Source organism: Shimia sagamensis (assembly GCF_900182745.1).
GTDB classification, from domain to species: Bacteria; Pseudomonadota; Alphaproteobacteria; order Rhodobacterales; family Rhodobacteraceae; genus Shimia; species Shimia sagamensis.
On record NZ_FXTY01000005.1, the window covers coordinates 167373 to 193994 of the forward strand.

Below are 26622 nucleotides of genomic sequence, written 5' to 3' on the forward strand. Positions count from 1 at the left end.
CACCCAACCTTAAAAGAGGTTACCCTGCTCAGGCGGGGGCGCCTTTTTGGGTTTTGGCTTGGCAGCAGGTTTTGGCTTGACTGGGGCCGGTGAGGCCGCAGCGGTGCTTGCGCCCTGCCCCACAGCCATACGGCCATCGGCGAATTGGATTTCTATCGCGCTTGCCTGCGCAGCAGCCTCCACAGTTTTCACAACAGCCCCATCGCCACGCACAACCGCGTAGCCACGTTCCAACGTGGCCTCATAGCCCAATGACCCGCGCATCCGTTCGAGCGATGCAATCTGATTGCGCAGCGTTTGGTTGCGATGTTCCCCCAAAGATTTCAGGCGCTGAACCATGTTTTCCAAACGCTCTCGACGGCGCAAGATGTCTCGCGTCAGTCCGTCTGCAGACAAGCGATCTGCATGACGACCCAGCTTTTGGCGCCGAATTTCAATCATGCGATTGAGAGTTTCGCCACTTAAGCCACCACTGGATTTAGCCAAGGCGACGCGGCGGGTTTGTACTCCGGATTGCAAGGCACGTGGCAATGCATCAGCAGCCGTGTCTAACCGCTGGCGCGGGGTTTGCAGCAGAGTGTCGGCACGCGGCAGCGCACGGGCCAAATCACGCAAACGCTGATCTCGTTGGCGCAGTCCCTGCTCCAGGCCACGTGTGAGGCGCGCGCCTTGCTCTTCAACCCAGGCCAACATGTCGAGCCGCACGGGCACGGCCAGTTCAGCTGCAGCGGTTGGGGTTGGCGCTCGTTTGTCGGAGACAAAGTCGATCAGTGTTGTATCGGTTTCGTGGCCGACGGCAGAGATCAGCGGAATGTCAGACGCTGCCGCCGCACGGGCGACCACCTCTTCGTTGAAGCCCCAAAGGTCTTCGATGCTGCCACCGCCACGGGCGACAATGATCAGATCGGGACGCGGCATGGAGCCGCCGGGGGTCATTTGGTTAAAGCCATCAATGGCGTTGGCGACTTGCTTGGCACATTGTTCGCCTTGCACTGCAACAGGCCACAGCAGCACCTTGCGTGGGAAGCGATCCCGCAATCGGTGCAGGATATCGCGGATCACAGCCCCGCTGGGAGAGGTGACCACGCCAATGATTTCCGGCAGATAGGGCAGCGGCTTTTTGAGCTCCTGCGCAAACAGGCCTTCGGCCTGCAACATGGTTTTGCGCTTTTCCAGCATCGCCATCAGCGCGCCGACACCTGCCGGCTTCAGGTCTTCGATCACCAGTTGGTATTTGGATTGTCCCGGAAAGGTGGTGAGGCGCCCGGTGGCAACCACTTCCATGCCTTCTTCGGGACGGGTGGAAACACGTGCAGCGACGCCTTTCCACATCACACCCGCAATCACAGAGCGGTCGTCTTTCAAATCGAGATAGACGTGGCCCGAGCGCGGAAACGACACCCGACCAATTTCACCTTTGATGCGCACATGAGAGAACTCGCCCTCGATCATGCGCTTGATGGCACCGGAAAGTTCGGTGACGCTGAATTCCGGGGCGTTTTCGCCCTCTCGTGGGTCGTCGATCAGATCAGACATGGGTGCGCTGCTCAGTTCCCTTGTTTCCTGTGCCCGGCCACCTTAGAACGCCGCTAAGCGGAGGCCAAGCGGAAGGCGGCAACATGAACATTCTTATTCTCGGCAGCGGTGGACGTGAGCATGCATTGGCATGGGCGGTGATGCAGAACCCGAAATGCGACAAGCTGATTGTGGCACCGGGCAATGCGGGCATCGCGCAGATCGCGGAATGTGCCAGCTTTGACATCGAGGATGGCGGCGAGGTTGTGACCTTTGTGGCAGCCAATGCAATTGACTTTGTCATCGTCGGCCCAGAAGCCCCTCTGGCAAACGGCGTCGCGGATCGCCTGCGTGAGGCGGGCGTGCTGGTGTTTGGCCCATCCAAAGCCGCGGCACGGCTGGAAGCCTCCAAGAGCTTCACCAAAGAGATTTGTGATGCAGCCAACGCACCCACAGCGGGCTACGGCCATTTCACCGATGCAGAAGCCGCCAAGGCCTACATCCGCGAACAGGGCGCGCCCATTGTGGTGAAAGCCGACGGTTTGGCCGCGGGCAAAGGCGTGATTGTGGCGATGGATTTGCAAACCGCCTTGGATGCGGTGGACGACATGTTTGGCGGTGCCTTTGGTGGCGCGGGCGCTGAAGTGGTTGTCGAAGAGTTCATGGAAGGCGAAGAGGCCTCCTTCTTTATCCTATGTGACGGCAAGACCGCTTTGCCGGTTGGCACCGCGCAAGACCACAAGCGGGTGGGCGAAGGTGACACCGGGCCAAACACCGGCGGCATGGGTGCTTATTCCCCTGCGCCAGTGCTGTCTGATGAGATTGCACAGAAAGCGCTGGATGAGATTGTGCAGCCGACCATTGATGAGATGGCCAAGCGCGGCACGCCGTACCAAGGTGTGCTGTACGTCGGTCTGATGATCAAAGACGGCCAGCCACGTCTGGTGGAATACAACGTGCGCTTTGGCGATCCGGAATGTCAGGTGCTGATGATGCGCCTCGGCGCGCAGGCGATGGACCTGATGCATTCCGCCGCCGAAGAGCGTCTTCATGAGACGCAGGTAAACTGGGCGGATGATCACGCGATCACAGTGGTGATGGCGGCCAATGGCTATCCTGGGTCGTATGAGAAGGGCTCCGTGATTGACGGGCTCGATGCGATCGCAGCGGACAGCAAGAACATGGTGTTCCACGCTGGCACCACTGCGAAAGACGGGCAGATCACTGCGACAGGCGGTCGTGTGCTGAACGTGACCGCAAGGGGCGCGAGCCTGCAGGAAGCGCGGGATCGGGCCTATGCCATGGTGGATGCGATTGATTGGCCTGGCGGGTTTTATCGCCGAGATATTGGCTGGCGTGCGCTTTGAGCCACACCTGACACGTAGTTCTGCGGGCGTTGCGCCAAGGTGTGCAGCGCCCTATTCTCCGCCTGAATTGGGGGAGATGACATGACCATTTCGGTGGAAGACGCCTTTGCCACGGGCGATTTTGTGGAACTGGCGTTCAGCTTTGCGCCGGTGGGCATTGTGGTGACTGAAAACCGCGTGATCCGCGATTGCAATCAGACCTTTGCCGACATGTTCCGCTATGAGCGTGCAGCGCTCAAAGACAGCACTTTTGCGATCCTTTATCCCACACAGGAAGAGTTCACTAATATTCGCAATCGCGGTGTGCAGGAGCTGCGCGAGGGCAATTTTTATTGGGATGAACGCGTGATGATGCGGCGCGGCGGCGAGATGTTCTGGTGCCGCGTGCGCGGGCATACATTTACGCCGGAAGACCCGCTGCAACGCGCGGTATGGAGCTTTGCGGATATTTCTGGCTCTCGCCCCTATCATCCGCTGACTCGGCGTGAACGGGAGGTGTTTTCGCTTCTGGCCGAGGGGCTGACCAGCAAAGAAATTGCCATCAAACTGGAGATGAGCAATCGCACGGTGGAGGTGCATCGCGGCAAGTTGCTCAAGAAATTTGGCGTGTCCAACACCGCGAGCCTGTTCCAGTCATTGGGAGCGATTGGCACGCGGCATATTTATTCCGCCAGCGACGGGACTGTGCGATAGCTGCTTGAGGGGCCAGCCCCTCTAGCGCGCAGGCGCGCAATTCACCCCGGGATACTTTGGGAATGAGAAACCTAAGGCGTTTTGCACTCCAGCGCATGCTTTAGGGACGTCTGGTTTTTGAAGGGGCCAAGGGGGCGGGGTGATAAGGTATTACCATCAAAGCGGGTTGCCATGACCTCTGTCCAGTTGGCATTGACCGTGATCATCTCCGGGCCTTGGCCACAGTCGCGGATGCCACCGGAGATGAAGTCTTCGCCGATGCGGTGATTGGTCAGGCCGGTTTCTGAGGCCACTTGGGTCAGTTTGTTGTCCTGAAACCGCCAGACACGCAGGGTTTTGGCCAAATGCGGCCGGTCAATATAGGCCACCTCGATAAAACCGTCGCCATCCAGATCTGCGACCCCGATGGGCGCGAGCCAGCGGTTGCGCTGGCCGATGTGGGGTGTCGCGGCGCGCAGGCCGCTTTCGTCGTAAATGACGAGGCGAGCGCCGCCAGTTTGGCTGCTTTCAACCACAATCACTTCAGGCGCGCCATCCCCATCCATATCCACCAGACGCGGCGCGATGTCTTCAAAAACGCGGTCCTGGGGCAAGCTCAAGGCGAGGCGTTTGCCATCTATCAGGGTCAGTTCAAGGGTGCCATATTCGATGGCATCTCCAAGCACCCCATGGGCATAGCGCGTTGTCGGCGCGGAGTAACGGGCGGCGGTGATCTCCGCCACCACAGGCGCCGCCATCAGCGCCAAGCCCACCGCAAGCGTTGCGCGACGCGCGGAACAGCGCAGCGTGTGTAACAGAAGACGCTGCGCCATAATCATCAGATTTGCTTTTCTGGCAGCTTCACCACCAGACCGTCCAGCGCATCGGTGACCTTGATCTGGCAGGTCAGGCGCGAGGTGTCCGGGTTGGGCTCATAGGCAAAATCCAGCATGTCTTCTTCCATGTCGTCTTTGGCCGGAATTTTTTCCACCCAGGACGGATCCACATAGACGTGACAGGTTGAGCAGGCACAGGCGCCACCACAATCGGCTTCGATGCCGGGGACATTGTTGTCGCGTGCGCCTTCCATAACGGTCAAGCCGTTGGCTACCTCGACAACATGCTCGGTACCGTTGTGCTCGACATAGGTGATTTTGGCCATGTCTGGCTCCTTTGAGAAACTGTTCGCATTCCTAGTTAGGTCAGGGCCTGCGCCTCTTCCACCCCCATTTACGACCAGCCCCCCTTCCCCTTGCGACAAATTTCAAATGTTCTATATTTGTTCTCATGCATATTGCGACATCCCACTCAATATCGCCACGGCGTGGCCACCCCCGGCATGTGGATTGGCCGCGCCCACCGGCAGCCCTGACCGCCAGCCGATTGACGGAACCGCCCAACGGGGCACGTATCGCTGTGGCGGGTCTCGTGATTCTGCGCCAACGGCCCGGCACTGCCAAAGGGGTGATCTTTCTCACCCTGGAGGATGAGACCGGCGTGATAAATATTATTGTCTGGCGCAGCCTGTATGAGCATTTCCGCCGGGCGGTGATTGCCGGGCGGCTGTTGCGCGTGACGGGGCGCATTCAGCGGGAGAACAATGTCACCCATGTGATTGCCGAGCGCATCGAGGACCTCTCCCCCCTGTTGGACAGTTTGGTCACACCGCCAGCACCCTCGGATACATGACGAGTTTCGCTGCGGCGCAAAACGCGGTATGACAGGGCAAAACACATGAGGCGCGAGCATGCCCGCAGATTTTGCCGCACGATCGGTACTTGCCGCCACGGCGCTTTTGGCGCTGGGGAGCCTGACCGCATGTGAAGAGCAAATTGCCTCTGCACCCTATCTCGCAGCGTTCAACGAGCCGGAAATATTGCGCGCAGAAGACGCCGGCGCGCCGCCCAACGCGCGGCCTGGCAGTTGTTGGGGACGTCACGTGACGCCAGCGGTGGTGGAAACGGTCAGCGAACAGATCATGGTGCAGCCTCCAGAAGTTTTGGCGGATGGGACTGTCATTGCGCCGGGAATTTTCCGCACAGAAACGCAGCAACGCATTGTGCAGGAACGGCGGGAATTATGGTTTGAGACACCCTGTGCAGAGGTTTGGACCGAAGACTTCACCGCCTCTTTACAACGCGCCCTGAAGGTGCGCGGCCTGTTTTACGGCAGCATCACGGCAGCGCCGGATGCCCGCACCCGCGCCGCCATTCGCCGCTATCAAAGTGCCGAGGGGCTGGACAGTGCGATCCTGTCTTTGGAAAGCGCACGACGGCTTGGATTGGTCGCGGTGCCACGCGAAGAATAAGGCATAAGCAAAACGCTCTTTAACCGCTGAGGACATATCCATGTGGCACAAACTCGCTCCGCTGATGCTCTCTGTTTTGTGTTTGACAAGCGCAGCGCCAGCACAGGCAGATATTGCCTGCACGTTGGTTCACAAGGTCGGAGACAAAAATCCGGTTTTCCAACAAGGACAGCACTGCGATACCGCATTTTCCCCGGCCTCCACCTTCAAACTTCCCTTGGCGCTGATAGGGTTTGAAGAGGGAATATTACAATCCCCTGACACGCCCGCGGTCACCTATGACCCGGACCTAAACGCACCGTTCAAGAGTTGGCGGCAAACCACCACACCGCGCACTTGGCTAAAGTTCTCCGTTGTGTGGTACTCTCAATGGCTCACCCGCCGATTGGGCGCCAGCGCGTTTCAGCACCATGTCGACAGGTTGAACTACGGCAACAGGGATCTGAGAGGCACGCCGGGAAAAGACGAAGGGCTTACACATGCCTGGCTGAGCAGCTCATTAAAGATAACCCCAACACAGCAGGCCGAATTCTTGCAGAGGCTGGTGTTACAAGATCTGCCTTACACACAACGCGCCATGGAGCAAACCCTTGCCACCAGCCAGTCGTTTTCGGCATCCACAGGCCACAGGCTTAAAGGCAAAACCGGAAATGCATGGGCGGTGGATTCACAATCCAAACGCCTAAAGGAACAACATGGCTGGTTTGTCGGTTGGCTAACGCACCAGGAGGCACAATATGTGTTTGTACACCTGATCGTCGAAGACGGTGCCGCAAGCGGTTTTGCCAGCAACCGCGCCCGAAAATATGTCTTGTTCCGCCTTCCGGAGTGGCTGGAGGGCCAATAAGAGGCTCTGAAGATCTCTCCATATCAGCAAAAAGGGCGCCACACCGGGCGCCCTTCTCAATTTCATTTGAAGTGACGGTCACTCTTCGATGTTGAGCGCCACAAAACGGGGTTCCCCAGCGCGGCGCACCAGAAGCAACAGAGACTTGCGGCCCGCTTCTGTGGCCTCCGTGATCCGATCTTCCAGATCCGCGATGGAGGTCAATTTCTGCTGGCCTGCCTCAGTCAGCACATCACCAGCCCGCAGGCCTTTTTCATAAGCTTTGGACAGCTCATCTACATTGCTCACCACCAGGCCATCGGTACCTTCAGACACACCCAGCTCTTCGCGCATCTCGTCGGTAAGTTCCGTCACAGTCAGGCCGAGGATTTCTTTCTCCACCGGTTCACTAGAAGGAGCAGGCTGGCTCGCAGGAACCGCACCTTCGGCTTCTTCACGGCGACCAAGCGTGATCTGAAGCGTCACTTCACCACCTTCGCGCAACACAACCATGTCAACAGTTTTGCCCACATTGGTGTTGCCAACCGTGCGCACAAGACCACGCACATCCTTCACGGCTTGCCCATCAAAGCTCAGAATCACATCACCAGACAGGACCCCGCCTTCGAGAGCAGGCCCCTCCGGCACATCGGTGACCATGGCCCCCGCGGCGGATTTTAGTCCGTCAACCGCATCAACCATGTCTTCGGTCACGTCCTGAATACGCACACCCAGCCAACCGCGGCGGGTTTCGCCAAACTCTTTGAGCTGGTCGACCACTTTGGTGACCACGTTGGAGGCCATAGAGAAGCCAATACCAATGGAGCCGCCGTTAGGGGACAGAATTGCGGTGTTCACGCCAATCACATCGCCGTCCATGTTGAACAGGGGACCGCCAGAGTTGCCGCGGTTAATGGCAGCATCTGTTTGGATGTAGTCGTCATAGGCCCCGGACAAAGACCGGCCACGCTGGGACACGATACCAGCAGACACCGAGAAGCCTTGGCCCAATGGATTGCCCATCGCCATGACCCAATCGCCCACACGGGCCGTGTCGCTGTTGCCAAATTTTACAAAATCAAGCGGTTCATCCGACTCGACCTTCAACAGCGCGATGTCGGTGTTTTTATCAGTGCCAATGACCTTGGCAGGCAACTCGCCGCCTTCAAAAAACTCGATTAGGATCTCGTCTGCGCCTTCGATCACGTGGTTGTTGGTGACCACAAACCCATCAGCGGAGATCACAAAACCGGAGCCCAAGGCGGAAGTACGGCGTGGCTGGTCGCCCTCATTGCCTTGCCGATCCTGAAACTCCCGGAAGAAATCCTCAAAGGGGGAGCCTTCGGGCACAATGCCCTGTGGGCCGCCGGTGCGACCGGCAACAACTGTGGATGTGGTGATGTTGACAACGGCTGGGCTGATGTCTTCAGCCAGCTCAGCAAAACTGTCTGGGCGCGCTTGGGCAATCAGCGTTTGCGCCATGACAAACAACATCGCCAGAAACGTCAGCCCCGCGATGCGCCAGCTGCGCTGTTGTGCGTCGGGGTACGTAAGGGTGTCAGAAAACACTTTGGGTTCTCCTTTGGTGTACTTGAAACCTGCCGGGTGGTTCCCGGCGTCTGAGGAGAAGTGTGGGCATTTCACGCAGCGAAGGCAACCGCATGCGCGTCGCGTCGCCTAACATACGTGTGATCGTCCTGTGAAAAAAGTGAACAATCCGCCACGGTCTGGCCACAGTGATTAATGTACTGTGGCCAAAACCTGTGTCGAGACCTGAGGGCGCGCAGGTGCGGCGCGGGCTACTTTGTTCAGAGCCATGCCAAATTCGGCCGCAAGACCGGCAAAGCACATGGCCATATCAGGGCGCACAACAAGCGACGCCAACAGCGCGGCATCTTCCTGTTCGCCACATGCACCAGCTTCGATCAGATGGGCAAACACCGCCTCATCCGCACCAAGGCAGCGACAATGACATCCGTGACGACAGAGCGCGCGGCGCCCATACTGGCGGCCAACTTCCATCAGGTCTTCAAAAACACCTTTGATATTGCGCGCTTGGTCCGCGCCCAAGCCCACTGTCAGCGTGGCCTCTAAATGGGCAATCCCAACCGGATCCCGATCCCAGGACCGCAGCCAGCGCACCGCAAGACGCTCAACATCGCCCAGATCGTCAAGCAGCCCAACGCGCTGTGCCCCTCTGTTGTGGGCGCCGCTCATTTTGTCAGGATCAATTTGCCAGCGCGGGTGATGCGCAGCGTGTAGAGCTGATCGTTCAGACGAATATGGGCCAGTCCGTTGTCACCGGTCAGTTGGTTGGCGTCATGGACGGGCAGCGCGTTTGCCATTTCGGGAGCTTGCATTTGCAGGGTCATGGGACTCTCCGTTGGTCCGTATCAATGTATTGGCTTCCCTACTGGGTGGCTGCTGGCGTTATTTCTGATTGTTTTAGTCGGAATTGTCAAGTGACGAATTTTCTCCTTTTGCGCGAGGTCTCCAAGCTCATATTCGCCTTAGTTACAGGCGCGCGCCCGACACTCTCACCCTTGGTCCACGCAAAAGGCGCTCCAAATTAGGAGCGCCTCACAAAACCATCACAACATGGTGTGGGAATCACCGAAGCCGTGAGCAACTTCTGAGCTGGGATTGGTATTTGGCAGATCGACTCGCGACATCGTCAGCCACTTTTACCAGCCAGGCTTTGTTACGATAGTTGCCGCGGGCATAGCCCGTGTGGCCTTCATGGTAATTCAAATACTGCGCGCGTGCGTCACTCAGAGCCACACCATTGCGGTCCCGGGATTCATTAAAATACCAGCCCATAAAGTCGGCGGCATCTTTGACGTTATCACGTTTTGCGCTGCGGTTTCCCGTTTCCCGGCGGTATTGGTCCCATGTACCATCCAGCGCTTGCGCATAGCCGTAAGCACTGCTTTGACGCCCCATAGGCAGGATGCCCAACGCATATTTATGGGGGGTGCGTGCATCGCCAATAAACTTACTCTCCTGATAGAGCACCGCCATCTGTACATGCACAGGCACGCCCCATTTGCGCTTGGCAGAGCTAAAGGCCCGCCTAAAATGCGGTTTTTCTTTCAGGATCGCACAGGCGTTTTCCAGGTTACGGGGCGCACTGGTATCCTTCTTGCCGCAAGACGCGACAACAAGCACAACCATCAGCGCGAAGAGAACTCTGCTCATTTGCCTCTCGCTCGTTCTTTGTTTTTTGGCACTTTAGCGGATTTTCCAACAAAGGGTAAATCACAAAGCAGCAATTAGAGCAGCAATGCTAAGAGAATTGGCAAACCAATCACTGACACCAGTGTGGACACAACCACGTAGCCGGCCACTGCGCTGCTGTCAGCCTCGTATTTTTCCGCCAAAAGGTAAGCCGTTACCGCCACTGGCATTGCCATTTGCAGAACCAATACGCCAAAGAGTGTGCCTGTAAGTCCAAAGGCCAGACCAATGCCCCACCCAATGGCGGCGCAAACCAGCAATTTAACCACCGAGAGCCAAATCGCGGTCACAACCCGCCCCGGTGTCAGTCGCGCCACCGCGACCCCAAGGGTGAGCAACATCATCGGGATCGCCATCTGGCCTATCAAATCCAATGTGTTGGTGAGAACCACGGGTGTTTCCCAATCCATAATAAGGAAAACCGCACCAAGCAGCGTGGCCCAGATCATCGGCTCTTTGATCATTTTGCCAAAAGCCCCTTCCCCGGCAACTATCCAGATGCCCCAGGTGAAAGAAAGGATGGCGGACACCGCCAACATGACAACAGCCGCCTCAAGACCCGGTTGACCAAAAGCAAACAGCGCAAGAGGAATCCCTAGATTGCCGGTGTTGCCAAAAATGACCGGGGCAAGATAGGTGCGCAGGCTCAGGCCGGTGGCTTTCAGAAGCCCCCAGCCAATCACACCGACCGCAAGGTAAGCTGTGGTTCCGGCCAGTGTCAGCTTGGCCAGATCTGCGAGATCCGCCTCGGTTTTCATCAACGCAGTGAAGATCAGGCACGGCACCGCAAGCGTCATCGCCAAGCGGGTGACAAACTGAATGCGGTATTCAAACCCTGCCTTCACCCAGGCAAAACCAACGCCAGCTACAAGAAACACCGGCGCGACAATTTCCAGAACTGTTAAGATTAAGTTCACAGACTGTTTCCTGTTAAATTTCGCCTAAAGTTGGACAAAGCCCCCTTGCAGCGTCTACCCTTGGGATGTAGGGGCTGCAATACATGCTAAAAACACGCGCAAAATATTACCTCGGTCAAGTTGTCCGTCACAGAAAGCACCCGTTCCGGGGTGTTGTTTTTGATGTCGACCCTGAGTTCTCAAATACAGACGAGTGGTACGAAGCCATTCCCGAAGACAGCCGTCCGATCAAGGACCAGCCGTTTTACCACCTGCTCGCAGAGAATGATCAGAGCTACTATGTCGCGTATGTCTCTGAGCAAAACCTGATTGCCGACTATTCCGGTGAACCGGTGAGCCACCCCGATTTGGACGATATGTTTGGGCCTTTTGAAGATGGGGCCTATCCACTGCATTACGCGCTGAACTAAGCGCACATCCAGAACGGATGGGAAACGCCGGGCGGCAAGGGTCCGGCGTTTTTTGACGTCTAGTCGATCACAATCGGCGCACCGCGCTTTTTCCAGCTGGAAAATCCCCCCTCCATCTCAGCGATGTTGTCCACGCCCATATCCTGCAGTGCCTTCACGGACAAAGCCGAGCGCCACGCGCTGGCGCAGAACAGGATCAGGGTTTTGTCGGTGGCCAGCGCGCCTTTGTGATAGGGGCTATCCGGCGCGATCCAGAACTCCAACATGCCGCGCGGCGCATGAAAGGCGCCCTCGATGCGGCCCTCGCGGGTCAACTCACGTGGGTCGCGGATGTCGACAAACAGCGCTTCCCCTGCTGCAACTTTGGCTTCAGCCTCTTCTTGGTCGAGACTGGTGATCTCCGACTTTGCGGCGGAAACCAGTTCTTTGATTGGCGTAATGCCCATGGGTCAATATCCTATGGCTGCGCCGTCTTTGCGCGGATCAGAGGCGCCCTCAAGAACGCCGTTTTTGTGAATACGGATCGCCTGCGCTCCGCCAATGGGCATGTCCGGCACCACAATTTTGTGGCCTATGTCCGCCAACTCCTGTTTCACGGCATCGCTATAGCCGCGTTCCAGCTTAAGCTCTCCGTCCTCCACAAATGACCGTGGCGAATCCAACGCAGTCTGAGGATCCATGCCAAAGTCTTCCATATTGGTCAGCACACGGGCGTGACCGTTGGGCTGATAGTGACCACCCATGACACCAAAGGGCATCTCCACACGCCCCTCGCGGCGGATCATGCCGGGAATGATGGTGTGCATGGGGCGTTTGCCGCCCTGCATTTCGTTGGGATGGCCTTCTTGGAGTGTGAAGCCTCCACCGCGGTTTTGCATCAAGATGCCAAACTTGTCCGACGCAATGCCGGAGCCAAACGCATGGAAGACCGAGTAGATCATCGAGACCGCCATGCCGTCTTTGTCCACCACCGACAGATATACTGTGTCTTTGTGGACCGCTTCGGTCAGCGGTGCAGGCGCGGCCATGGCACGTTTTGGATCAATCAACGCCGCCAGTTTGTCCGCTGTGGCCTGAGACAACATATGGGCGGTGCGCGCGGTGTGATCCGGATCGGCAATCAAGCGATCCCGCGCATCATAGGCCAGTTTGGCGGCCTCGGCCTCGATGTGGGTGCGCTGCACGCCAAACGGATCCATCGAGGCGAGATCAAAGTGCTTCAGTATGTTCAGCAGCAAAATGGCGGTTGCACCCTGCCCGTTGGGCGGATGCTCCAACAGCTCCGCGCCTTTGTAAGTGCCGCTGATTGGCGTAGCTTCGTTGCCTTCGGTCGCGGCAAAATCTTCCAGGGTGTGCACGCCGCCCATGGCGCGCAAAGTGGTGACCATGTCTTCCGCTATTTCACCTGTGTAAAAGGCGTCTCGACCTTTTGCAGCCACACGGCGCAGCACCTCGGCCTGACCGGGTGCACGGAATATGTCACCTTGTTTAAGTGGCTTGCCGTCCCGCAAGTAGTGACGCCTGCCGTGACCTTGCAAATTGCTTTGAGTTTGCTGCCAATCAAAAGCGGACCGTGGTCCCACCGGAATACCGTCTTCTGCATAGTGGATCACCGGAGCGAGGCTGTCAGCGATACCAAGTTTTCCGAACTTTTCAGACAGAGCGCAGAAGCCATCAATGGCGCCAGGCAGCGTCACGGCCTCCACGCCAAAGAGCGGCACAGCGTCCAACCCTCGGGCACGCAAGTCGGCCGCGCTCGCGGCGGCGGGCGCGCGGCCAGAGCCGTTGAAGGCAAAAACCTCTTCGCTACCCGCAGGCGACACCAACGTGAAACAGTCACCACCGATGCCTGTTGAGGCTGGTTCACAAATGCCCAGCAGAACAGATCCGGCAATCGCCGCGTCCATGGCATTGCCGCCCTGGCGCAGGATGTCGACCGCCACTTGTGCAGCCAAGGGCGTAGACGTGGCGCACATACCATTGGTCGCCATCACTGGTGACCGGCCCGGAAAATGAAAATCTCGCATGATGCCTCCCTACTTCACATGTGAAGTTTATCGGGAGTTACGCTTTATGCAACCAGTTGGCCCACGCAGACCCAAAAACGTTGCTCAGTCAGGGACACGAAAGCTGAGTTCATTGTGCCCAGTTGCGTGGCGATTGTAGCCAATGTCCTGTGCCAAGGACCGCACAAGCCCCCAGCCAAACCCACCTTCAGGCATGTCCAGCAGGTCGCGATCCAAATCAGGCATAACCCCATCCGGAAGTTGGCTGTCAGGCATTTCGGCACCGTTGTCACGCACTTCCACAAACCAACATTGGTCCGCGTAGTTGCAGGCAATCACAATTTGGCCATCACTGCGCCCGGCAAGCGCGTGTTCCACAACATTGTTCAACACTTCGGCCAGCACAATTTCGAGCACACCCGCATTGCAGGCTGCAAACTCTTGTGCCGTCAACTTGTGACGCAGAGTCTCGAGCGCGTTGCGCACCTCCGTAGGAGTGCCCTTAAGCTCGATGTGGATATCAGCCTTAGGTTTAATCAATCTGGGGTGTGTCCCTAACATCAGACCAAAAGTCAGACGACAATCGCGTCATCTAAAGAATTGTGAATACGGAACACAGTGTCCATACGGGTCAACCGGAAAACTTTATCAACATTTTCGTTAAGTCCAGCCAGTTCCAACGGATTTTTCCCGCCCAGCTGCTTCATGGCCGCCACAATAGCGCCGAGGCCACTGGAGTCGATGAAATCCACCTCGGACAGGTTTAGGACCACGCGACCATCTGCCGCGTCGGTTTCTTCGCGCATGCGATCTTTGAATTGAATGGCCACGGATGCATCAATCCGTGTTTCGTGAACAGATACCACCAGGGCATCACCCTCTGCCTTACTCGACAGATTCATATGACGTCTCCTTCACCTTTCGTCCTTGGCACAGTCTAGGCCGCAATGGTTACCAATGTATGAGCACGCCCCGTGGATCTACGGAATTGCGCACCCGCCCCAATTGGCGCAAAGAACTTTGTAACATCCTTGCAAAGATTTTCGGGCAAGGCCAAGAGCAATTGATTGTGACGAGGCTGCGGAGGAGCAAAAACCATGAAAAAAGTAGTGATTGCAGGGGCGTCCAGGACGCCCATGGGTGGTTTCCAAGGAGCGTTTGACGGCGTGGAAGCGGCCGAGCTTGGCGGCACCGCGATTCGCGCAGCGCTTGCGGACGCCGGGACCACCACGGCAGACGAAGTGCTGATGGGCTGTGTTTTGCCCGCAGGTCAGGGGCAAGCGCCAGCACGGCAAGCGGGCTTCAAAGGTGGTCTGGGTGAGGACGTGCCTGCCACAACTCTTAACAAGATGTGCGGCTCTGGCATGAAGGCGGCGATGATGGCGTTTGACAGCGTCGCGCTTGGCGATCGCGACGTGATGATTGCGGGTGGTATGGAGAGCATGACCAACGCGCCTTATGTTTTGCCAAAGATGCGTGGCGGGGCGCGTATTGGGCACCAGCAAGTGGTGGACCACATGTTCCTCGATGGCCTGGAAGATGCTTACGACAAAGGCCGCCTGATGGGCACTTTTGCCGAAGATTGCGCCGAGAGTTTCCAATTCACCCGTGAAGCGCAGGACGAATATGCGCTGAAATCCCTGGCAAACGCTCTGGAAGCACAAAAATCCGGTGCCTTTGAGGGCGAGATTGCGACGGTGACACTAAAAACCCGCAAGGGTGAGCTCGAGATTGCCACGGACGAACAGCCGGGTAATGCGCGTCCGGAGAAAATCCCGCAACTGAAACCGGCCTTCCGCAAAGATGGCACAGTGACGGCTGCAAACAGCTCGTCCATCTCTGACGGTGCTGCCGCGCTTGTAGTGGCTTCCGCAGAGGCTGCTGAAGCGCAGGGTCTGAAAGTGCGCGCAGAGATTGTCGGCCATGCCAGCCACGCGCAAGCCCCCGGCCTGTTCACCACAGCGCCGGTGCCTGCCGCGCAGAAGCTGCTCGCGAAGATCGGCTGGAAGAAAGAAGACGTAGACCTTTGGGAGGTCAACGAAGCCTTTGCCGTGGTGCCCATGGCGTTCATGCATGAGATGGGCCTGAGCCGCGACATTGTAAATGTGAACGGTGGGGCCTGTGCGCTGGGTCACCCAATCGGGGCTTCTGGCGCGCGGATCATGGTCACCTTGCTGAACGCGCTGGAGAAGCGTGGCTTAAAGCGCGGCATTGCCGCGATTTGCATTGGCGGCGGCGAAGGCACCGCTATTGCCATCGAGCGGTCCTAAGCGTCACCACATTTTATCAATACAAAACGCCGCGAGACATTCTCGCGGCGTTTTTGTTTTGTGTCTTAGGCACCCAGCGCTTTGGCGATCCAAACCACCAAGACGCCCAGCGCCACTGCCATCAAGCCCATTGTACGGCGTTGGCCCTCGCTAAAGCTGCGCAGCATTTCCAACAGCTCTTCAACGATAGAAGGGGCCAGTGCGTACACCAGCCCCTCCAATACCAAGACCAGCCCGAAAGCCAGAAGTGCGGTCTCAACCATCAGCGACCTTGAGAGTCGCCGAAGTAGTTGAAAAATTCGCTGTTCGGAGACAGCACCATCGAAGAGGTGCCACCGGTCAACGAAGCACGGTAAGCATTCAGCGAGCGGTAGAATTCAAAGAACTCCGGATCCGCACCAAAGGCTTGCGCAAAGATGGCGTTGCGTTGCGCATCCGCTTCACCACGAGAGATCTCAGACTGACGTTTTGCATCAGACACAAGTTCTACCACGGTACGATCGGCTTGCGCACGTTTACGCTGCGCGGCTTCTTCACCACGGGCAATCTCATCAGCAGCTTCCCGTTCACGTTCAGCGCGCATACGAGAGAAGGTGGCCTCCAAGTTGGCTTGTGGCAGGTCGGTACGCTTCAGACGCACATCGATCACCTCAAGGCCCAGCGAACGCGCTTCGGTGATGGCATTGTCACGGATACGGTTCATCAGGCTTTCACGCTCTGTGGAGAGCACCTGATCAGACCGTACTGAACCAAGAACTTCACGGGTTTGCGCCCGCAAGATGTTGTCCAGCCGACGTTCCGCCAGCTCGACACCACCAGCACCAACGGCCTGTCGGAACTGGGTTACATCAGCAATGCGGTAGCGCGCAAAAGCGTCCACAACCAGACGTCGGTCGTCCAGCGGTGTCACCTCAAGTGGGCCAACTTCTCGGCTCAGGATGCGGTCGTCATAGGTCACCACTTCCTGAATGAGCGGAATTTTGAAGGCCAGGCCAGGATCTTCTTTCACAGTGACCACACGGCCAAACTGCAGAACCAGCGCTTTTTCACGTTCATCCACGATGAAGACTGAGGACAGGACGCCAGCCACCACGATCACCAAGATTGGCAACAGATACGTTGTCTTTTTCATATCAGTTGCTCCCCTTGCGCAGCTCGTTCAGCGGCAGATACGGCACCACACCAGAGCCCCCGGATTGTTCGTCGATGATCACCTTGTCGATGTCACCAAGAACCTCTTCCATGGTCTCAAGATACAGACGCTTTCGTGTCACTTCAGGAGCCTTTTGATATTCGGTCAAAACCGCCGAGAAACGACTGGCTTCACCTTCGGCTTCGTTCACAACCCGCGCGCGGTAGGCTTCAGCTTCTTCCAGAATTTGCGCCGCTTCACCACGGGCACCCGCGGTTACTTGGTTGGAATAGGCATCCGCCAGTTTCTCCAAACGGTCCCGTTGCTGAGAGGCCGATTGAACTTCGCGGAACGCGTCTTTTACTTCCTCGGGGGGATCGGCACCGTCAAAGTTCACCCGCACGATATTCACGCCAGAGTTATACGTGTCCAAGGTCACTTGGATGGATTCTTGCAGACGGTCGGTGATCACACCACGGTCCCGGTTAAGGATCGGCGCAAGCTCAGACTGCGCAATGATTTCACGCATCGCGGATTCAGACACAGCGCGAATGGTCTCGCGTGGGTCACGCAGGTTAAACAAGAACTGCGCTGGGTCAGAGATATTCCAAACCACCTGATAGTCGATGTCGACGATGTTCTCATCACCGGTCAGCATCAAACCGTCTGTGCCACGTCCAGGAATCTCTTCGGTCTGCTCGTTTGTGACTGGCAGCACTTCGGCGGTGACCAAAGGCCATGGCGCAAAGTTCAGACCGGGCTCACCCGTTGCGGAGTATTTTCCAAGGAACAGCTCAACAGATTTCTCTTCCGGTTTTACGGAATAGAAACTGGTGAAGCCCCAGGCCACTACGGCTAGCCCCAGGCCGGCCAGCACAGCGCCACGGCTGATGCCAGGGCCACCAGAGCCACCGGCGCCGCCGCCATTTTGACCGCCACCGCCTTGACCACCGCGACCGCCCATAAGCACGCGCAGTTGATCCTGACCTTTTTTCATCAGGTCATCGATATCGGGGATCTGTGGGCCATCGCCCTCAGGGGGACGTTGTCCACCGCCGTTGTTGCCGCGATTGCCACCACCTTGGTTGCCTCCGCCTTGGTTGTTGCCGCCCCCTCCCCAGGGGCCGCCGCTGTTTCCTGCCATTCGGGATCTTCCCTTTCTAAATCGTATGTGGCGCTCCCCTAAACCTGAGGGTTGCGCCAAAAAAATCAACCCATGTACAGCCTATAGGCTGCGCACAGGGGCTTTCATAGTGACCAACTCTTCCGACATGGTCGGATGCACCGCGACCGTCCGGTCGAAATCCTCTTTGGTGGCACCCATTTTCACGGCAATGCCCGCCAGCTGGATCATCTCACCGGCACCCGGTGCCACGATGTGACAGCCCAGCACCTTGCGCGTGGCTTTGCTGACAATCAGCTTCATCAGCACGCGCTCTGCACGGCCAGCAAAAGCTTGCTGCATCGGTTTGAAGCTGGTGGAGTATACCTCAATGGGCTCCTGCTCCGCGGCTTCCTCTTCGGAGAGGCCCACAGTGCCCATTTCCGGCTGTGTGAAAATCGCGGTTGGGATCAGCTCGTGATCCACGCGCGTCGGGTTGCCTTTGAACACAGTTTCCACAAAGGCCATGCCTTCACGGATTGCCACAGGGGTCAGGTTCACACGATCGGTGACATCGCCCACAGCATAAACAGATGGCACGCCAGTCTGGCTGTAATCATCCACAACCACTTCGCCTTTGCGGCCAAGCTTCACGCCAATCTCTTCGAGGCCCATGTCATCTGTGTTGGGTGTACGACCGGTGGCAAACATGACCTGATCAAACAGACGCTCTTCGCCGTTGGTTGCTTTCACCCAGATCTTGTCGCCCTCTTTGCGCATCTCCAGCACGTTGGTGCCACAGTGGATATCGACACCGCGCTGCTTCATCTCTTCCGCAACCAGCCCACGCGCCTCATCGTCAAAGCCCCGTAGAATTTGCGCGCCGCGATAGAATTGCGTGGTTTTCACACCAAGACCGTTCATGATGCCCGCAAACTCTGAGGCGATGTAGCCGCCGCCGACAATCAGAATGCTCTCAGGCAGCGTCTCAAGGTGGAAAATCTCATTGGAACTGATGCCCAGCTCTGCCCCAGGCATATCCGGCCAGACCGGACGCCCACCCATCGCCAACAAAATGTGCTTGGCGGTCTTCTGCGTGCCATCAGACAGCTCAACCGTGTGCGCGTCCACCATCTTGGCCCGCAGATCAAAGCTTTCGACACCGCTGTTCTTCAGCAGATTGCGATAGATGCCTTCGAGGCGGTCCAATTCGGCGTGCAATTTGCCTTTGAATGCATCCCAGTCAAACGCGCCCGGCTTGATGTCCCAGCCATAGGCCTGTGCATCCTCAACCATGCCCGCGTACTCAGAGGCAAACACCATCAGCTTCTTGGGCACACAACCGCGGATCACACAGGTGCCGCCATAACGGTCTTCTTCCGCCAGTGCGACTTTTACACCTTCGGCTGCCGCAACACGCGCAGCCCGTACACCACCGGAACCACCGCCGATGACAAAGAGATCATAATCAAAGGACATGATGTGCCTTTTTGTTAGTCCACCAGATCGGTGAACAGATTGTCTGTTTCTGCGAAGTCGAGCATCGCCTCTTCGATTGTGCCGGCGTTGATGTCGCGTACTTCCACGCGCCCATCGCCATAGCCCACAACCACCGCATCACAAATATCGATGAACAATCCGTTTTCAACCACACCCGGCATCTGGTTGATCACAAGTGCGAGTTGGCGCGCATCACCAATGCGGTTGAGATGCAGATCAAGGATATGGTTGCCCTCATCCGTGACAAAGGGTGCATCACCATTCATACGCAACGTGCTGTTGCGGCCCAAAACATCCATGCTGACAAGGGTTTCTTCAATCAAGGCCTGCGTGGTCTGCCAGCCAAATGGCACCAACTCTACTGGCAGAGGAAACGCGCCCAGCGTTTCGACCTCTTTGCCCACATCAGCAATCACAACCATTTGATCTGATGCCGTCGCCACAATCTTCTCTTGCAGAAGAGCGCCACCGCCGCCTTTGATCAGGTTGAGGTCAGCATCAAACTCGTCAGCCCCGTCAATGGTCACGTCCAACCATTTGGCTTCGTCCAAGCTGATGACTTCAATCCCGACGTCGCGGGCGAGTTGGGCCGTACGTGTGGAAGTTGGCACACCTTTGATGCGCAGACCCTGGTCACGCACCATTTCACCAAGGCAGCGTACCAGCCAAGCCGCGGTCGAGCCCGTGCCCAATCCCACGCGCATGCCATCTTCGACATAGTCGGTGGCGCGTTTGGCGGCGACAAATTTGGCCTTGTCGATGGGCGACAACTCTCCGGTCATTGCGGCAACTCCCTGCATGCTTTGAGACTTTATAAGAAAGAAGGGCGTCGGGCGCGAGGGGAGAATGTCGGAAAATGCACGACCGGAGCGCCTGATTGCCCCGCCGCTTCACAAACAAGAGCACAGGACAGGCGGTTGACCCTTCCGCCCGCGCGTGTTTCCTATCGGAAACGTCGTTTTTGCACTGCTGAAAACCCAAGAAGCAAACTAAAACGTCCCCAAGTACAGCGCGCGCAGGCCGAAGGACCACTTACCCTATGTTTCTCTCTGTCTTTGATATGTTCAAAGTGGGCGTTGGCCCGTCGTCATCACACACCATGGGGCCAATGGTAGCAGCCGCGCGTTTCCTCGACACAATGCGTGCGTCGCCATTCGAATTCCATGGGCTGCGCGGTTCTCTCCACGGATCATTGGCTTTTACCGGCGTCGGCCACGCCACCGACCGCGCGACTATTCTTGGCCTCGCCGGGTTCCTGCCCGACAGCTATGACCATGAGCAAGCGGAGGCCGCTCTGGACCATATCCGCGAGACCGAAACGGTGCAGCCAGAAGGCTTACCGGTTCTGAAGTTCAATCCGCGCGAAGATCTGAAGTTTGACTTTGGCCCCAACCTGCCAGGCCATGCCAATGGCATGATCCTGATGGCGACCGACGCGCAGGGCGACGTGACCCTACAAGAGACCTACTACTCGATTGGCGGCGGCTTTATTCTCACCGAAGCAGAACTGGCAGAAGGCAAAGCCACCGACGAAGGGGCGCCAGTGCCCTACCCGTTTAAGTCTGCGCTCGAGATGCTGGAGATGGCGGAGCATTCCGGCAAGACAATTGCCGAAATGAAAAAGACCAACGAAGTGGCTCGCGGTTGTCATGAGAGCCTATCCAAAGGCTGCGCCCGTATCTGGCAGGTGATGAATGATTGCATCGACCGCGGGCTGATCACCGACGGCACTTTGCCTGGAGGTCTGAACGTACGCCGCCGCGCCAAGGCGATCCATGATGCGCTTCAAGCCGAACGCGGCATGAACCTGAACGCACCGCACACCATAAATGACTGGATGAGCGCCTACGCTATGGCTGTGAATGAAGAGAATGCCGCGGGCGGCCAAGTGGTGACTGCGCCAACCAATGGCGCCGCGGGCGTGATGCCTGCAGTGATCCGCTATTGGCTGGATCATGTGCCCGGCGCAACGGCATCACGCGTGGATGAGTTTCTGCTCACCGCCGCCGCGATTGGCGGCTTGGTAAAGTTCAACGCGTCAATCTCAGGTGCGGAAGCAGGATGTCAGGCCGAAGTTGGCTCAGCTGCCGCCATGGCCGCCGCCGGATTATGCGCCGTGATGGGCGGCACACCGGAGCAAGTGGAAAACGCTGCCGAGATCGCATTGGAACATCACCTTGGCATGACATGTGACCCTGTGAAGGGGCTGGTTCAGGTGCCGTGTATCGAGCGTAACGGGCTGGGTGCCATTAAAGCCGTCTCCGCAGCCTCGCTGGCGTTGCGCGGGGACGGACAGCATTTTGTGCCACTGGACGCGGTTATCGAAACCATGCGTCAAACGGGTGCAGACATGCATGAGAAGTACAAAGAGACCTCTCTGGGTGGTCTCGCCGTGAACGTGCCGAACTGCTGATCTTATGGCTGCGCAAACACGCAGCCATCCGAAATCAGCTCCGGGGGTGTCATACATAAAGCCCGTGCGACCTGAAACGCGGCAAGCACTTTGGGGACATAGGCACGGGTCTCCGCGTAGGGCGGCACCCCCGCGTGCTCCGCAATGCTGTTCTCCCCGGCATTATATCCGGCCAGTACCAGAATCGGGTCGGACTCAAATTTCTCCATCAGGAAATCGAGGAACTTCGCCCCCCCGGCAATATTGTCTGACCCGGCAAAACTGTCGTCCACCCCAAAACGCGCGGCGGTATCTGGCATCAACTGCATCAGCCCCTGGGCACCGGCACCGCTGACGGCATCAGCCTCCCCCCCAGATTCGACGGCAATCACAGCCAACACCAACGCGGGCGAAACTTGCGTGCCAATCGTGCTGCGCAGTATGTCGATGCCGTGGCTTTGAACAATGGTTTGCAACGTGGTCAAGCGAGGCGTGGGCACGCCGTGCCCTGTGGGCGGCTTGGACACCTTGTTCAAGGCGTTCTCCAGACGACCCGGACCGGAGTCCTCCAGGTTCGGTGAGACCTCCTCCCAAAACCACGCCATTGCACCTACGGCTGTCTGAGACGGGGAATCCTCTGCTGATCCCGCATCCTGTGCCTCGGGCACGACCACGGTTGGCGTGATTTGGACATTGATACGGTTGCCTTGCCCTGGCTTGGGGGGCTTCACCCGTTTGGCCGAGAAGTCGGGAAAAGGCTTGGGCGCCTCGGCAAAAGCCGACTCACCGGCCGCAAAACCTACCAAAACGGACAGCGCTGCGGCCCACACACTCTTTTGTACCAACATGTTTATTGCCTGCTCGGGTCATTTTGCGCCAGTTTCGCAGATTTTGGGCGTTCAGGCCAGTTTTGCTGCCTCATTGCTGCCCAAGTCTCGCGATTCGGCCCCATTCCCCCCACAAACGAGGCCGACATTAATAAAACATGAACATTTATTATCATATCTTTCAATGCGTTATGCGGCAATCAACAACATTCCGCTTTTGATCCAAAATCGAACCACTTGCGCCCAATTCCCGCCCCATTCGAAGGGGATATTGCTGTCATACCAAGTCGAGCAGGCATGAGAGAGACACGCCAACGAGGCCCGACACGGTGACACAAATTATCTGATCCTTTGGAGGGACACATCATGATCAAGTTTTTCAAAAACTTCCGTAAAGACGAAGCTGGCGCCGTAACTGTTGACTGGGTTGTTCTGACCGCAGCCGTTGTTGGCCTGGCCGTTGCAGCTTTCACCGCGATCGAAAGCACAACTTCCACACTGACAACCGAAGCTGCCGTAGCTCTGAACGCTGCTGATGCATCTTCCGGCGCGATCGCCACAGAATAATAGCAGCCTAGATCTGCAGGGTGTGCAGGCCTGATTGGCCTGCCCCCCCATTTGCCAAACACATCTATTTCTGGAGAATTCCAATGATCAACTTCATCAAAAACTTCCGCAAAGACGAAGCTGGCGCCGTAACTGTTGACTGGGTTGTTCTGACCGCAGCCGTTGTTGGCCTGGCCGTTGCAGCTTTCACCGCAATCGAAAGCACAACTTCCACACTGACCACCGAAGCTGCCGTAGCTCTGAACGCTGCTGACGCATCTTCCGGCACCATCGCCACCGAATAATAGCAGCCTAGATCTGCAGGGTGTGCAGGCCTGATTGGCCTGCCCCCCATTTGCCAAACACATCTATTTCTGGAGAATTCCAATGATCAAATTCATCAAAAACTTCCGCAAAGACGAAGCTGGCGCCGTAACTGTTGACTGGGTTGTTCTGACCGCAGCCGTTGTTGGCCTGGCCGTTGCAGCTTTCACCGCAATCGAAAGCACAACTTCCACACTGACTACCGAAGCTGCCGTAGCTCTGAACGCTGCTGACGCATCTTCCGGCGCGATCGCCACCGAATAATTCGGATGATTTTCTAAAAAGGGCGCGATTACTGCGCCCTTTTTCCAAACCGAGGACATCCCCTCACCTATTTCTGGAGAACGCACATGAAACCGTTCATCAAAAACTTCCGCAAGGACGAAGCTGGCGCAGTCACGGTTGACTGGGTTGTGCTGACCGCGGGCATCGTGGGGCTGGCCGTCGTGGTGTTTGCCGCCATTGAATCCGCAACCGCGACACCGGTGACCGCCGCGGCCGTCACAATCAACGGCGCCGATGCGAGCACAGCTGCCTTTGCAACTGAGTAAACACCGAACTCTTGAATTTTAGAGCATTGCACAGGCGCCCAGAACGGGTCGCCTGTTTGCGTTTTGGTGGCGCTGATGTTTCCAATTGCCCTCAAACCAGCGCCGTGACTCCCAGAATTCGCCACATTTGCCACTCAGACTGACAATTGAACCATTCCCTTTGCGCCTTTGCGCGGGAATCAACAAACGAGGTGGAACCCATGCGTGCTATTTTTGCAGCCGTTATGCTTTTTGGATTGGGGATCGCTGGATTCGCAGTCTACATGGCGCAGAATTATATCAAGGGCTATGAAAACGCCCTGGAACAGCAAAAATCCGAGAGCCCAACCGTGGAGTTGGTGGACGGGTTTGTTGTCGCGCGCCCAATGAAATTTGGCGAAAAGCTCGCCCTGAAGGATGTGCGCCGCGTACAGTGGCCCAAGAAGGCCGCCCCCGAAGGCATGTTCACAGACGCCGAAGTTTTGTTCCCAGACGGCAACAACCGGCAGCGCGTGATTTTGCGCTCCCTGGAAAAAGGCGAGATCCTGCTGGCAGCCAAGGTTACAGAGCCTGACGAAGAAGCCGGTATCACTTCACGTCTGAAAAACGGCGAGCGTGCCTTTACCATCAAAGTTGACGTGACCAGCGGTGTTTCCGGCCACATCCGTCCAGGTGACCGCGTGGATATCTATTGGACCGGGCGAATTGAACGTGACGAAACCAACCGTGGTGAGTTCACCAAGCTGATCCAAGCCAATGTGAAACTGGTGGCCGTGGATCAGTCCGTGAATGAAGAGCAAGCCGAAGCTAAAGTTGCCCGCACTGTCACCGTCGCCGCCACAACCGAGCAGGTGCCAGCCTTGACCCAAGCGCAAAGCTCCGGTCGCCTGTCCCTGTCATTGGTGGGCGCAAACGACAACACTGTCGCGGAAGTCATCGAGGTGGATCAGCGCATGTTGCTTGGCATCGAAGAAGTGGAAGACGCCCCGGAAGTTCGGAAAATCGTCCAGGTTCAACAGCCAAAAGTCTGCACAATCAAGAACCGCAAAGGCGCGCAGGTTGTGGAAATTCCGATCCCCTGCACCAACTGACGAAAATTTTAACGATCTGATCGTTGTTCAGTTTTCAAAGGCGCCCACCACCTCGGGCGCCTTTGTTTGTTTGGCCAGATCCGTTTTCTTGCCTTGTGGCCTGTGACACTTGTCCCACAGGGCGGCACCTCAACAAACCGCCGGAAGCCATTGATTCTTGCAATATTTCGCCACGTGGCGCAGAGTGGCCGAAAATGTGGGCAAAAGACCCACGAACCGAGGCGTGATCGAGAGGCAGGTCACATGACACTAAAAAGTATTTTTGGGGCGGCCCTTTTGGGAGTCGCCGTTGGGGTTTTGCCAATGATGGCACCCCCGTCATTCGCGGACTCTCTGCGTGTGGTGCGAAGTGGAACATCCTCTTCGCTCAGCGTGCCGATGAACCGCGCGGTTGTGGTGGAAAGCGACGTTCCCTTTGCGGAACTGTCCATTGCCAACCCAGCCATTGCGGACATCTCGTCCCTGTCTGACCGCACAATATACGTGCTTGGCAAATCACCAGGGCTGACCACGCTGACCTTGTTGGATGCCACAGGTAAACTCATCACCAACGTGGATGTGCGCGTGGCGCCGGATCTCTCAGAGTTCAAAGAACGCCTGAAGCAAATCCTGCCCAACGAGCGGATCGACGTGCGGTCCGCCAATGACGGTATTGTCATGTCTGGGACGGTATCTTCCTCCCAACGCCTGCAACGGGCCTTGGATCTGGCAGAGCGTTACGCGCCCGAACGCGTGTCCAACTTGATGGTTGTCGGTGGTGTACAGCAGGTCATGTTGAAAGTGCGCTTTGCTGAGATGCAGCGCAGTGTCGCAAAATCCCTGAGCGCCAACTTACAGATTCAGGGGGACGGGACCTACATCGGGAGCGGCGCATTCCTACAGCCTCGCAACGACACTGGCGGTCTGGTTGTGGACGGCAGCAAGCGAACTGGCCTATTTTCCTTCGATGCTGGCGCTTTTCAAATCGAATTGCTTTTGCAAGCACTTGAGACCAAAGGCATGGTTCGCACGCTGGCAGAACCAAACTTGTCAGCATTGTCCGGGCAGGAAGCCAAATTCCTTGCCGGTGGCGAATACCCAATTCCAGTTGCACAAGATGGCGGAGAAATCTCTGTTGAATTCAAACCCTTTGGTGTTGAGCTGAATTTTGTACCGCGGGTTGTCGATGGTGATTTGATCAACCTCGAATTGGCAACGGCTGTCTCTGCGCTGGACCAAGCAAACGGTTACTCCGACGGCACCCTAACAATTGCAGCCTTCAGCCGCCGGGAAACTTCGACCACTGTCGAATTGCGCGACGGCGAGAGCTTTGCAATTGCCGGTCTGCTGCAGGACAATTTCCTGGATAACAACTCTCAACTGCCGTGGTTGGGGGATGTGCCAGTTCTGGGTTCACTTTTCCGCAGCGTGGATTACTCGCGTTCCCAATCCGAATTGGTTGTCATCGTGACCGCACATTTGGTGACGCCAACCCGTGGCGAAGCCTTGGCACTGCCAACAGATCGGATCAAACCACCTACCGAGCAGGAACTGTTCCTGTTTGGCCATGTCACCAGCGGCGCCAAAAAGCAACGCGGGGCGGCTGGCGAAGTTGCCAAACAAGACTTCACCGGCTCCTACGGCTACGTGATGGACTAAGGAAAGGCTGAG

Annotated in this window: 32 protein-coding genes; 14 read left to right on the forward strand and 18 right to left on the reverse strand. The window is 57.1% G+C overall.

The window, feature by feature from the left end; translation table 11 throughout:
• Nucleotides 1-9: 9 nt before the first annotated feature.
• On the reverse strand, nt 10-1536 hold the full coding sequence (gene xseA / locus QOL67_RS13925) for an exodeoxyribonuclease VII large subunit (RefSeq protein ID WP_283426582.1): 1527 nt from the start codon (nt 1534-1536) through the stop codon (nt 10-12).
• Nucleotides 1537-1619: 83 nt separating this feature from the next.
• Between xseA and purD the strand changes: the two genes are divergently transcribed.
• Both purD and QOL67_RS13935 read left to right on the forward strand, forming a co-directional pair.
• Nucleotides 1620-2882, forward strand: a complete 1263-nt coding sequence (purD, locus tag QOL67_RS13930; RefSeq protein WP_283426583.1) for a phosphoribosylamine--glycine ligase — start codon at nt 1620-1622, stop codon at nt 2880-2882.
• Between the two features lie 81 nt (nt 2883-2963).
• On the forward strand, nt 2964-3575 hold the full coding sequence (locus QOL67_RS13935; RefSeq protein ID WP_283426584.1) for a LuxR C-terminal-related transcriptional regulator: 612 nt from the start codon (nt 2964-2966) through the stop codon (nt 3573-3575).
• 71 nt (nt 3576-3646) lie between these two features.
• Here the strand turns inward: QOL67_RS13935 and QOL67_RS13940 are convergent, their stop codons facing one another.
• Both QOL67_RS13940 and QOL67_RS13945 read right to left on the reverse strand, forming a co-directional pair.
• On the reverse strand, nt 3647-4393 hold the full coding sequence (locus tag QOL67_RS13940; protein ID WP_430458955.1) for an FG-GAP repeat domain-containing protein: 747 nt from the start codon (nt 4391-4393) through the stop codon (nt 3647-3649).
• Entirely contained in the window at nt 4393-4716 is a 324-nt protein-coding gene (locus QOL67_RS13945) for a 2Fe-2S iron-sulfur cluster-binding protein (protein ID WP_283426585.1), read from the reverse strand. The genes QOL67_RS13940 and QOL67_RS13945 overlap by 1 nt, the downstream gene beginning before the upstream one ends.
• A 125-nt stretch (nt 4717-4841) precedes the next feature.
• Between QOL67_RS13945 and QOL67_RS13950 the strand changes: the two genes are divergently transcribed.
• The 3 genes from QOL67_RS13950 to QOL67_RS13960 are packed head-to-tail and all read left to right on the forward strand — an operon-like array spanning nt 4842 to nt 6709.
• Entirely contained in the window at nt 4842-5243 is a 402-nt protein-coding gene (locus QOL67_RS13950) for an OB-fold nucleic acid binding domain-containing protein (protein WP_283426586.1), read from the forward strand.
• A 58-nt stretch (nt 5244-5301) separates the two neighbouring features.
• A complete protein-coding gene (locus tag QOL67_RS13955; protein WP_283426587.1) occupies nt 5302-5862 on the forward strand; it encodes a peptidoglycan-binding domain-containing protein in 561 nt (186 codons plus the stop codon).
• 40 nt (nt 5863-5902) lie between these two features.
• A complete protein-coding gene (locus QOL67_RS13960) occupies nt 5903-6709 on the forward strand; it encodes a penicillin-binding transpeptidase domain-containing protein (RefSeq protein ID WP_283426588.1) in 807 nt (268 codons plus the stop codon).
• 78 nt (nt 6710-6787) lie between these two features.
• On the opposite strand, the gene QOL67_RS13965 is transcribed toward QOL67_RS13960, so the two are convergent.
• The 5 genes from QOL67_RS13965 to QOL67_RS13985 all read right to left on the reverse strand — a co-directional run bounded on the left by QOL67_RS13965 (nt 6788) and on the right by QOL67_RS13985 (nt 10842).
• Nucleotides 6788-8182: a Do family serine endopeptidase gene (locus tag QOL67_RS13965; protein WP_283426852.1), complete on the reverse strand. Its 1395-nt coding sequence runs from the start codon at nt 8180-8182 to the stop codon at nt 6788-6790.
• Between the two features lie 246 nt (nt 8183-8428).
• The gene (locus QOL67_RS13970; protein ID WP_283426589.1) at nt 8429-8905 is read right to left on the reverse strand and encodes a hypothetical protein; all 477 of its coding nucleotides are present in this window, start codon (nt 8903-8905) and stop codon (nt 8429-8431) included.
• Nucleotides 8902-9060: a hemin uptake protein HemP gene (gene hemP, locus QOL67_RS13975; RefSeq protein WP_168591412.1), complete on the reverse strand. Its 159-nt coding sequence runs from the start codon at nt 9058-9060 to the stop codon at nt 8902-8904. Before hemP ends, QOL67_RS13970 begins: the two co-directional genes overlap by 4 nt.
• 238 nt (nt 9061-9298) lie before the next feature.
• Complete coding sequence (locus QOL67_RS13980; RefSeq protein WP_283426590.1) at nt 9299-9886, reverse strand: transglycosylase SLT domain-containing protein; 588 nt, start codon at nt 9884-9886, stop codon at nt 9299-9301.
• A gap of 74 nt (nt 9887-9960) precedes the next feature.
• Nucleotides 9961-10842: an AEC family transporter gene (locus tag QOL67_RS13985; protein WP_283426591.1), complete on the reverse strand. Its 882-nt coding sequence runs from the start codon at nt 10840-10842 to the stop codon at nt 9961-9963.
• 83 nt (nt 10843-10925) lie between these two features.
• Here QOL67_RS13985 and hspQ point away from each other — a divergent pair, with 83 nt between their 5' ends.
• Nucleotides 10926-11252 carry a heat shock protein HspQ gene (gene hspQ / locus QOL67_RS13990; protein WP_164645364.1) on the forward strand — a complete coding sequence of 109 codons (327 nt, stop codon included), beginning with the start codon at nt 10926-10928 and terminating at the stop codon, nt 11250-11252.
• A 59-nt stretch (nt 11253-11311) separates the two neighbouring features.
• Here the strand turns inward: hspQ and QOL67_RS13995 are convergent, their stop codons facing one another.
• The 4 genes from QOL67_RS13995 to QOL67_RS14010 form a co-directional block, all read right to left on the reverse strand.
• Nucleotides 11312-11698, reverse strand: coding sequence for a rhodanese-like domain-containing protein (locus tag QOL67_RS13995; protein ID WP_283426592.1), 387 nt, complete (start codon nt 11696-11698; stop codon nt 11312-11314).
• A 3-nt stretch (nt 11699-11701) separates the two neighbouring features.
• Complete coding sequence (ggt, locus tag QOL67_RS14000) at nt 11702-13279, reverse strand: gamma-glutamyltransferase (RefSeq protein WP_283426593.1); 1578 nt, start codon at nt 13277-13279, stop codon at nt 11702-11704.
• Nucleotides 13280-13363: 84 nt separating this feature from the next.
• Complete coding sequence (locus QOL67_RS14005; protein ID WP_283426594.1) at nt 13364-13798, reverse strand: ATP-binding protein; 435 nt, start codon at nt 13796-13798, stop codon at nt 13364-13366.
• A 32-nt stretch (nt 13799-13830) separates the two neighbouring features.
• Entirely contained in the window at nt 13831-14160 is a 330-nt protein-coding gene (locus tag QOL67_RS14010; protein WP_283426595.1) for an STAS domain-containing protein, read from the reverse strand.
• 195 nt (nt 14161-14355) lie between these two features.
• Here QOL67_RS14010 and QOL67_RS14015 point away from each other — a divergent pair, with 195 nt between their 5' ends.
• Nucleotides 14356-15528: a thiolase family protein gene (locus tag QOL67_RS14015; protein WP_283426596.1), complete on the forward strand. Its 1173-nt coding sequence runs from the start codon at nt 14356-14358 to the stop codon at nt 15526-15528.
• Between the two features lie 65 nt (nt 15529-15593).
• Here QOL67_RS14015 and QOL67_RS14020 read toward each other — a convergent pair whose 3' ends face one another.
• From QOL67_RS14020 to rpiA, 5 genes are all read right to left on the reverse strand, one after another.
• On the reverse strand, nt 15594-15791 hold the full coding sequence (locus tag QOL67_RS14020; protein WP_164645370.1) for a DUF2065 domain-containing protein: 198 nt from the start codon (nt 15789-15791) through the stop codon (nt 15594-15596).
• Nucleotides 15791-16660, reverse strand: coding sequence for a protease modulator HflC (gene hflC / locus QOL67_RS14025; protein ID WP_283426597.1), 870 nt, complete (start codon nt 16658-16660; stop codon nt 15791-15793). The genes QOL67_RS14020 and hflC overlap by 1 nt, the downstream gene beginning before the upstream one ends.
• A gap of 1 nt (nt 16661) precedes the next feature.
• Nucleotides 16662-17804 (reverse strand): FtsH protease activity modulator HflK, encoded by a 1143-nt coding sequence (gene hflK / locus QOL67_RS14030; protein WP_283426598.1) that lies wholly within the window; start codon nt 17802-17804, stop codon nt 16662-16664.
• An 81-nt stretch (nt 17805-17885) separates the two neighbouring features.
• Complete coding sequence (gene gor / locus QOL67_RS14035) at nt 17886-19241, reverse strand: glutathione-disulfide reductase (protein WP_283426599.1); 1356 nt, start codon at nt 19239-19241, stop codon at nt 17886-17888.
• Between the two features lie 14 nt (nt 19242-19255).
• On the reverse strand, nt 19256-20044 hold the full coding sequence (rpiA, locus tag QOL67_RS14040; protein WP_283426600.1) for a ribose-5-phosphate isomerase RpiA: 789 nt from the start codon (nt 20042-20044) through the stop codon (nt 19256-19258).
• A gap of 257 nt (nt 20045-20301) precedes the next feature.
• On the opposite strand from rpiA, the gene QOL67_RS14045 reads away from it, so the two are divergent.
• Entirely contained in the window at nt 20302-21675 is a 1374-nt protein-coding gene (locus QOL67_RS14045; protein ID WP_283426601.1) for an L-serine ammonia-lyase, read from the forward strand.
• A 2-nt stretch (nt 21676-21677) separates the two neighbouring features.
• Here the strand turns inward: QOL67_RS14045 and QOL67_RS14050 are convergent, their stop codons facing one another.
• On the reverse strand, nt 21678-22502 hold the full coding sequence (locus tag QOL67_RS14050) for a lytic transglycosylase domain-containing protein (RefSeq protein ID WP_283426602.1): 825 nt from the start codon (nt 22500-22502) through the stop codon (nt 21678-21680).
• A gap of 345 nt (nt 22503-22847) precedes the next feature.
• Here QOL67_RS14050 and QOL67_RS14055 point away from each other — a divergent pair, with 345 nt between their 5' ends.
• From QOL67_RS14055 to QOL67_RS14080, 6 genes are all read left to right on the forward strand, one after another.
• Complete coding sequence (locus tag QOL67_RS14055; RefSeq protein ID WP_283426603.1) at nt 22848-23048, forward strand: hypothetical protein; 201 nt, start codon at nt 22848-22850, stop codon at nt 23046-23048.
• Nucleotides 23049-23131: 83 nt separating this feature from the next.
• On the forward strand, nt 23132-23332 hold the full coding sequence (locus QOL67_RS14060) for a hypothetical protein (protein WP_283426604.1): 201 nt from the start codon (nt 23132-23134) through the stop codon (nt 23330-23332).
• Between the two features lie 82 nt (nt 23333-23414).
• Complete coding sequence (locus tag QOL67_RS14065; RefSeq protein WP_283426605.1) at nt 23415-23615, forward strand: hypothetical protein; 201 nt, start codon at nt 23415-23417, stop codon at nt 23613-23615.
• 86 nt (nt 23616-23701) lie between these two features.
• Nucleotides 23702-23902 (forward strand): hypothetical protein, encoded by a 201-nt coding sequence (locus QOL67_RS14070; protein WP_283426606.1) that lies wholly within the window; start codon nt 23702-23704, stop codon nt 23900-23902.
• A gap of 200 nt (nt 23903-24102) precedes the next feature.
• On the forward strand, nt 24103-24972 hold the full coding sequence (gene cpaB / locus QOL67_RS14075; RefSeq protein WP_283426607.1) for a Flp pilus assembly protein CpaB: 870 nt from the start codon (nt 24103-24105) through the stop codon (nt 24970-24972).
• Between the two features lie 243 nt (nt 24973-25215).
• Nucleotides 25216-26610, forward strand: coding sequence for a type II and III secretion system protein family protein (locus QOL67_RS14080; RefSeq protein WP_283426608.1), 1395 nt, complete (start codon nt 25216-25218; stop codon nt 26608-26610).
• Nucleotides 26611-26622 lie beyond the last annotated feature (12 nt).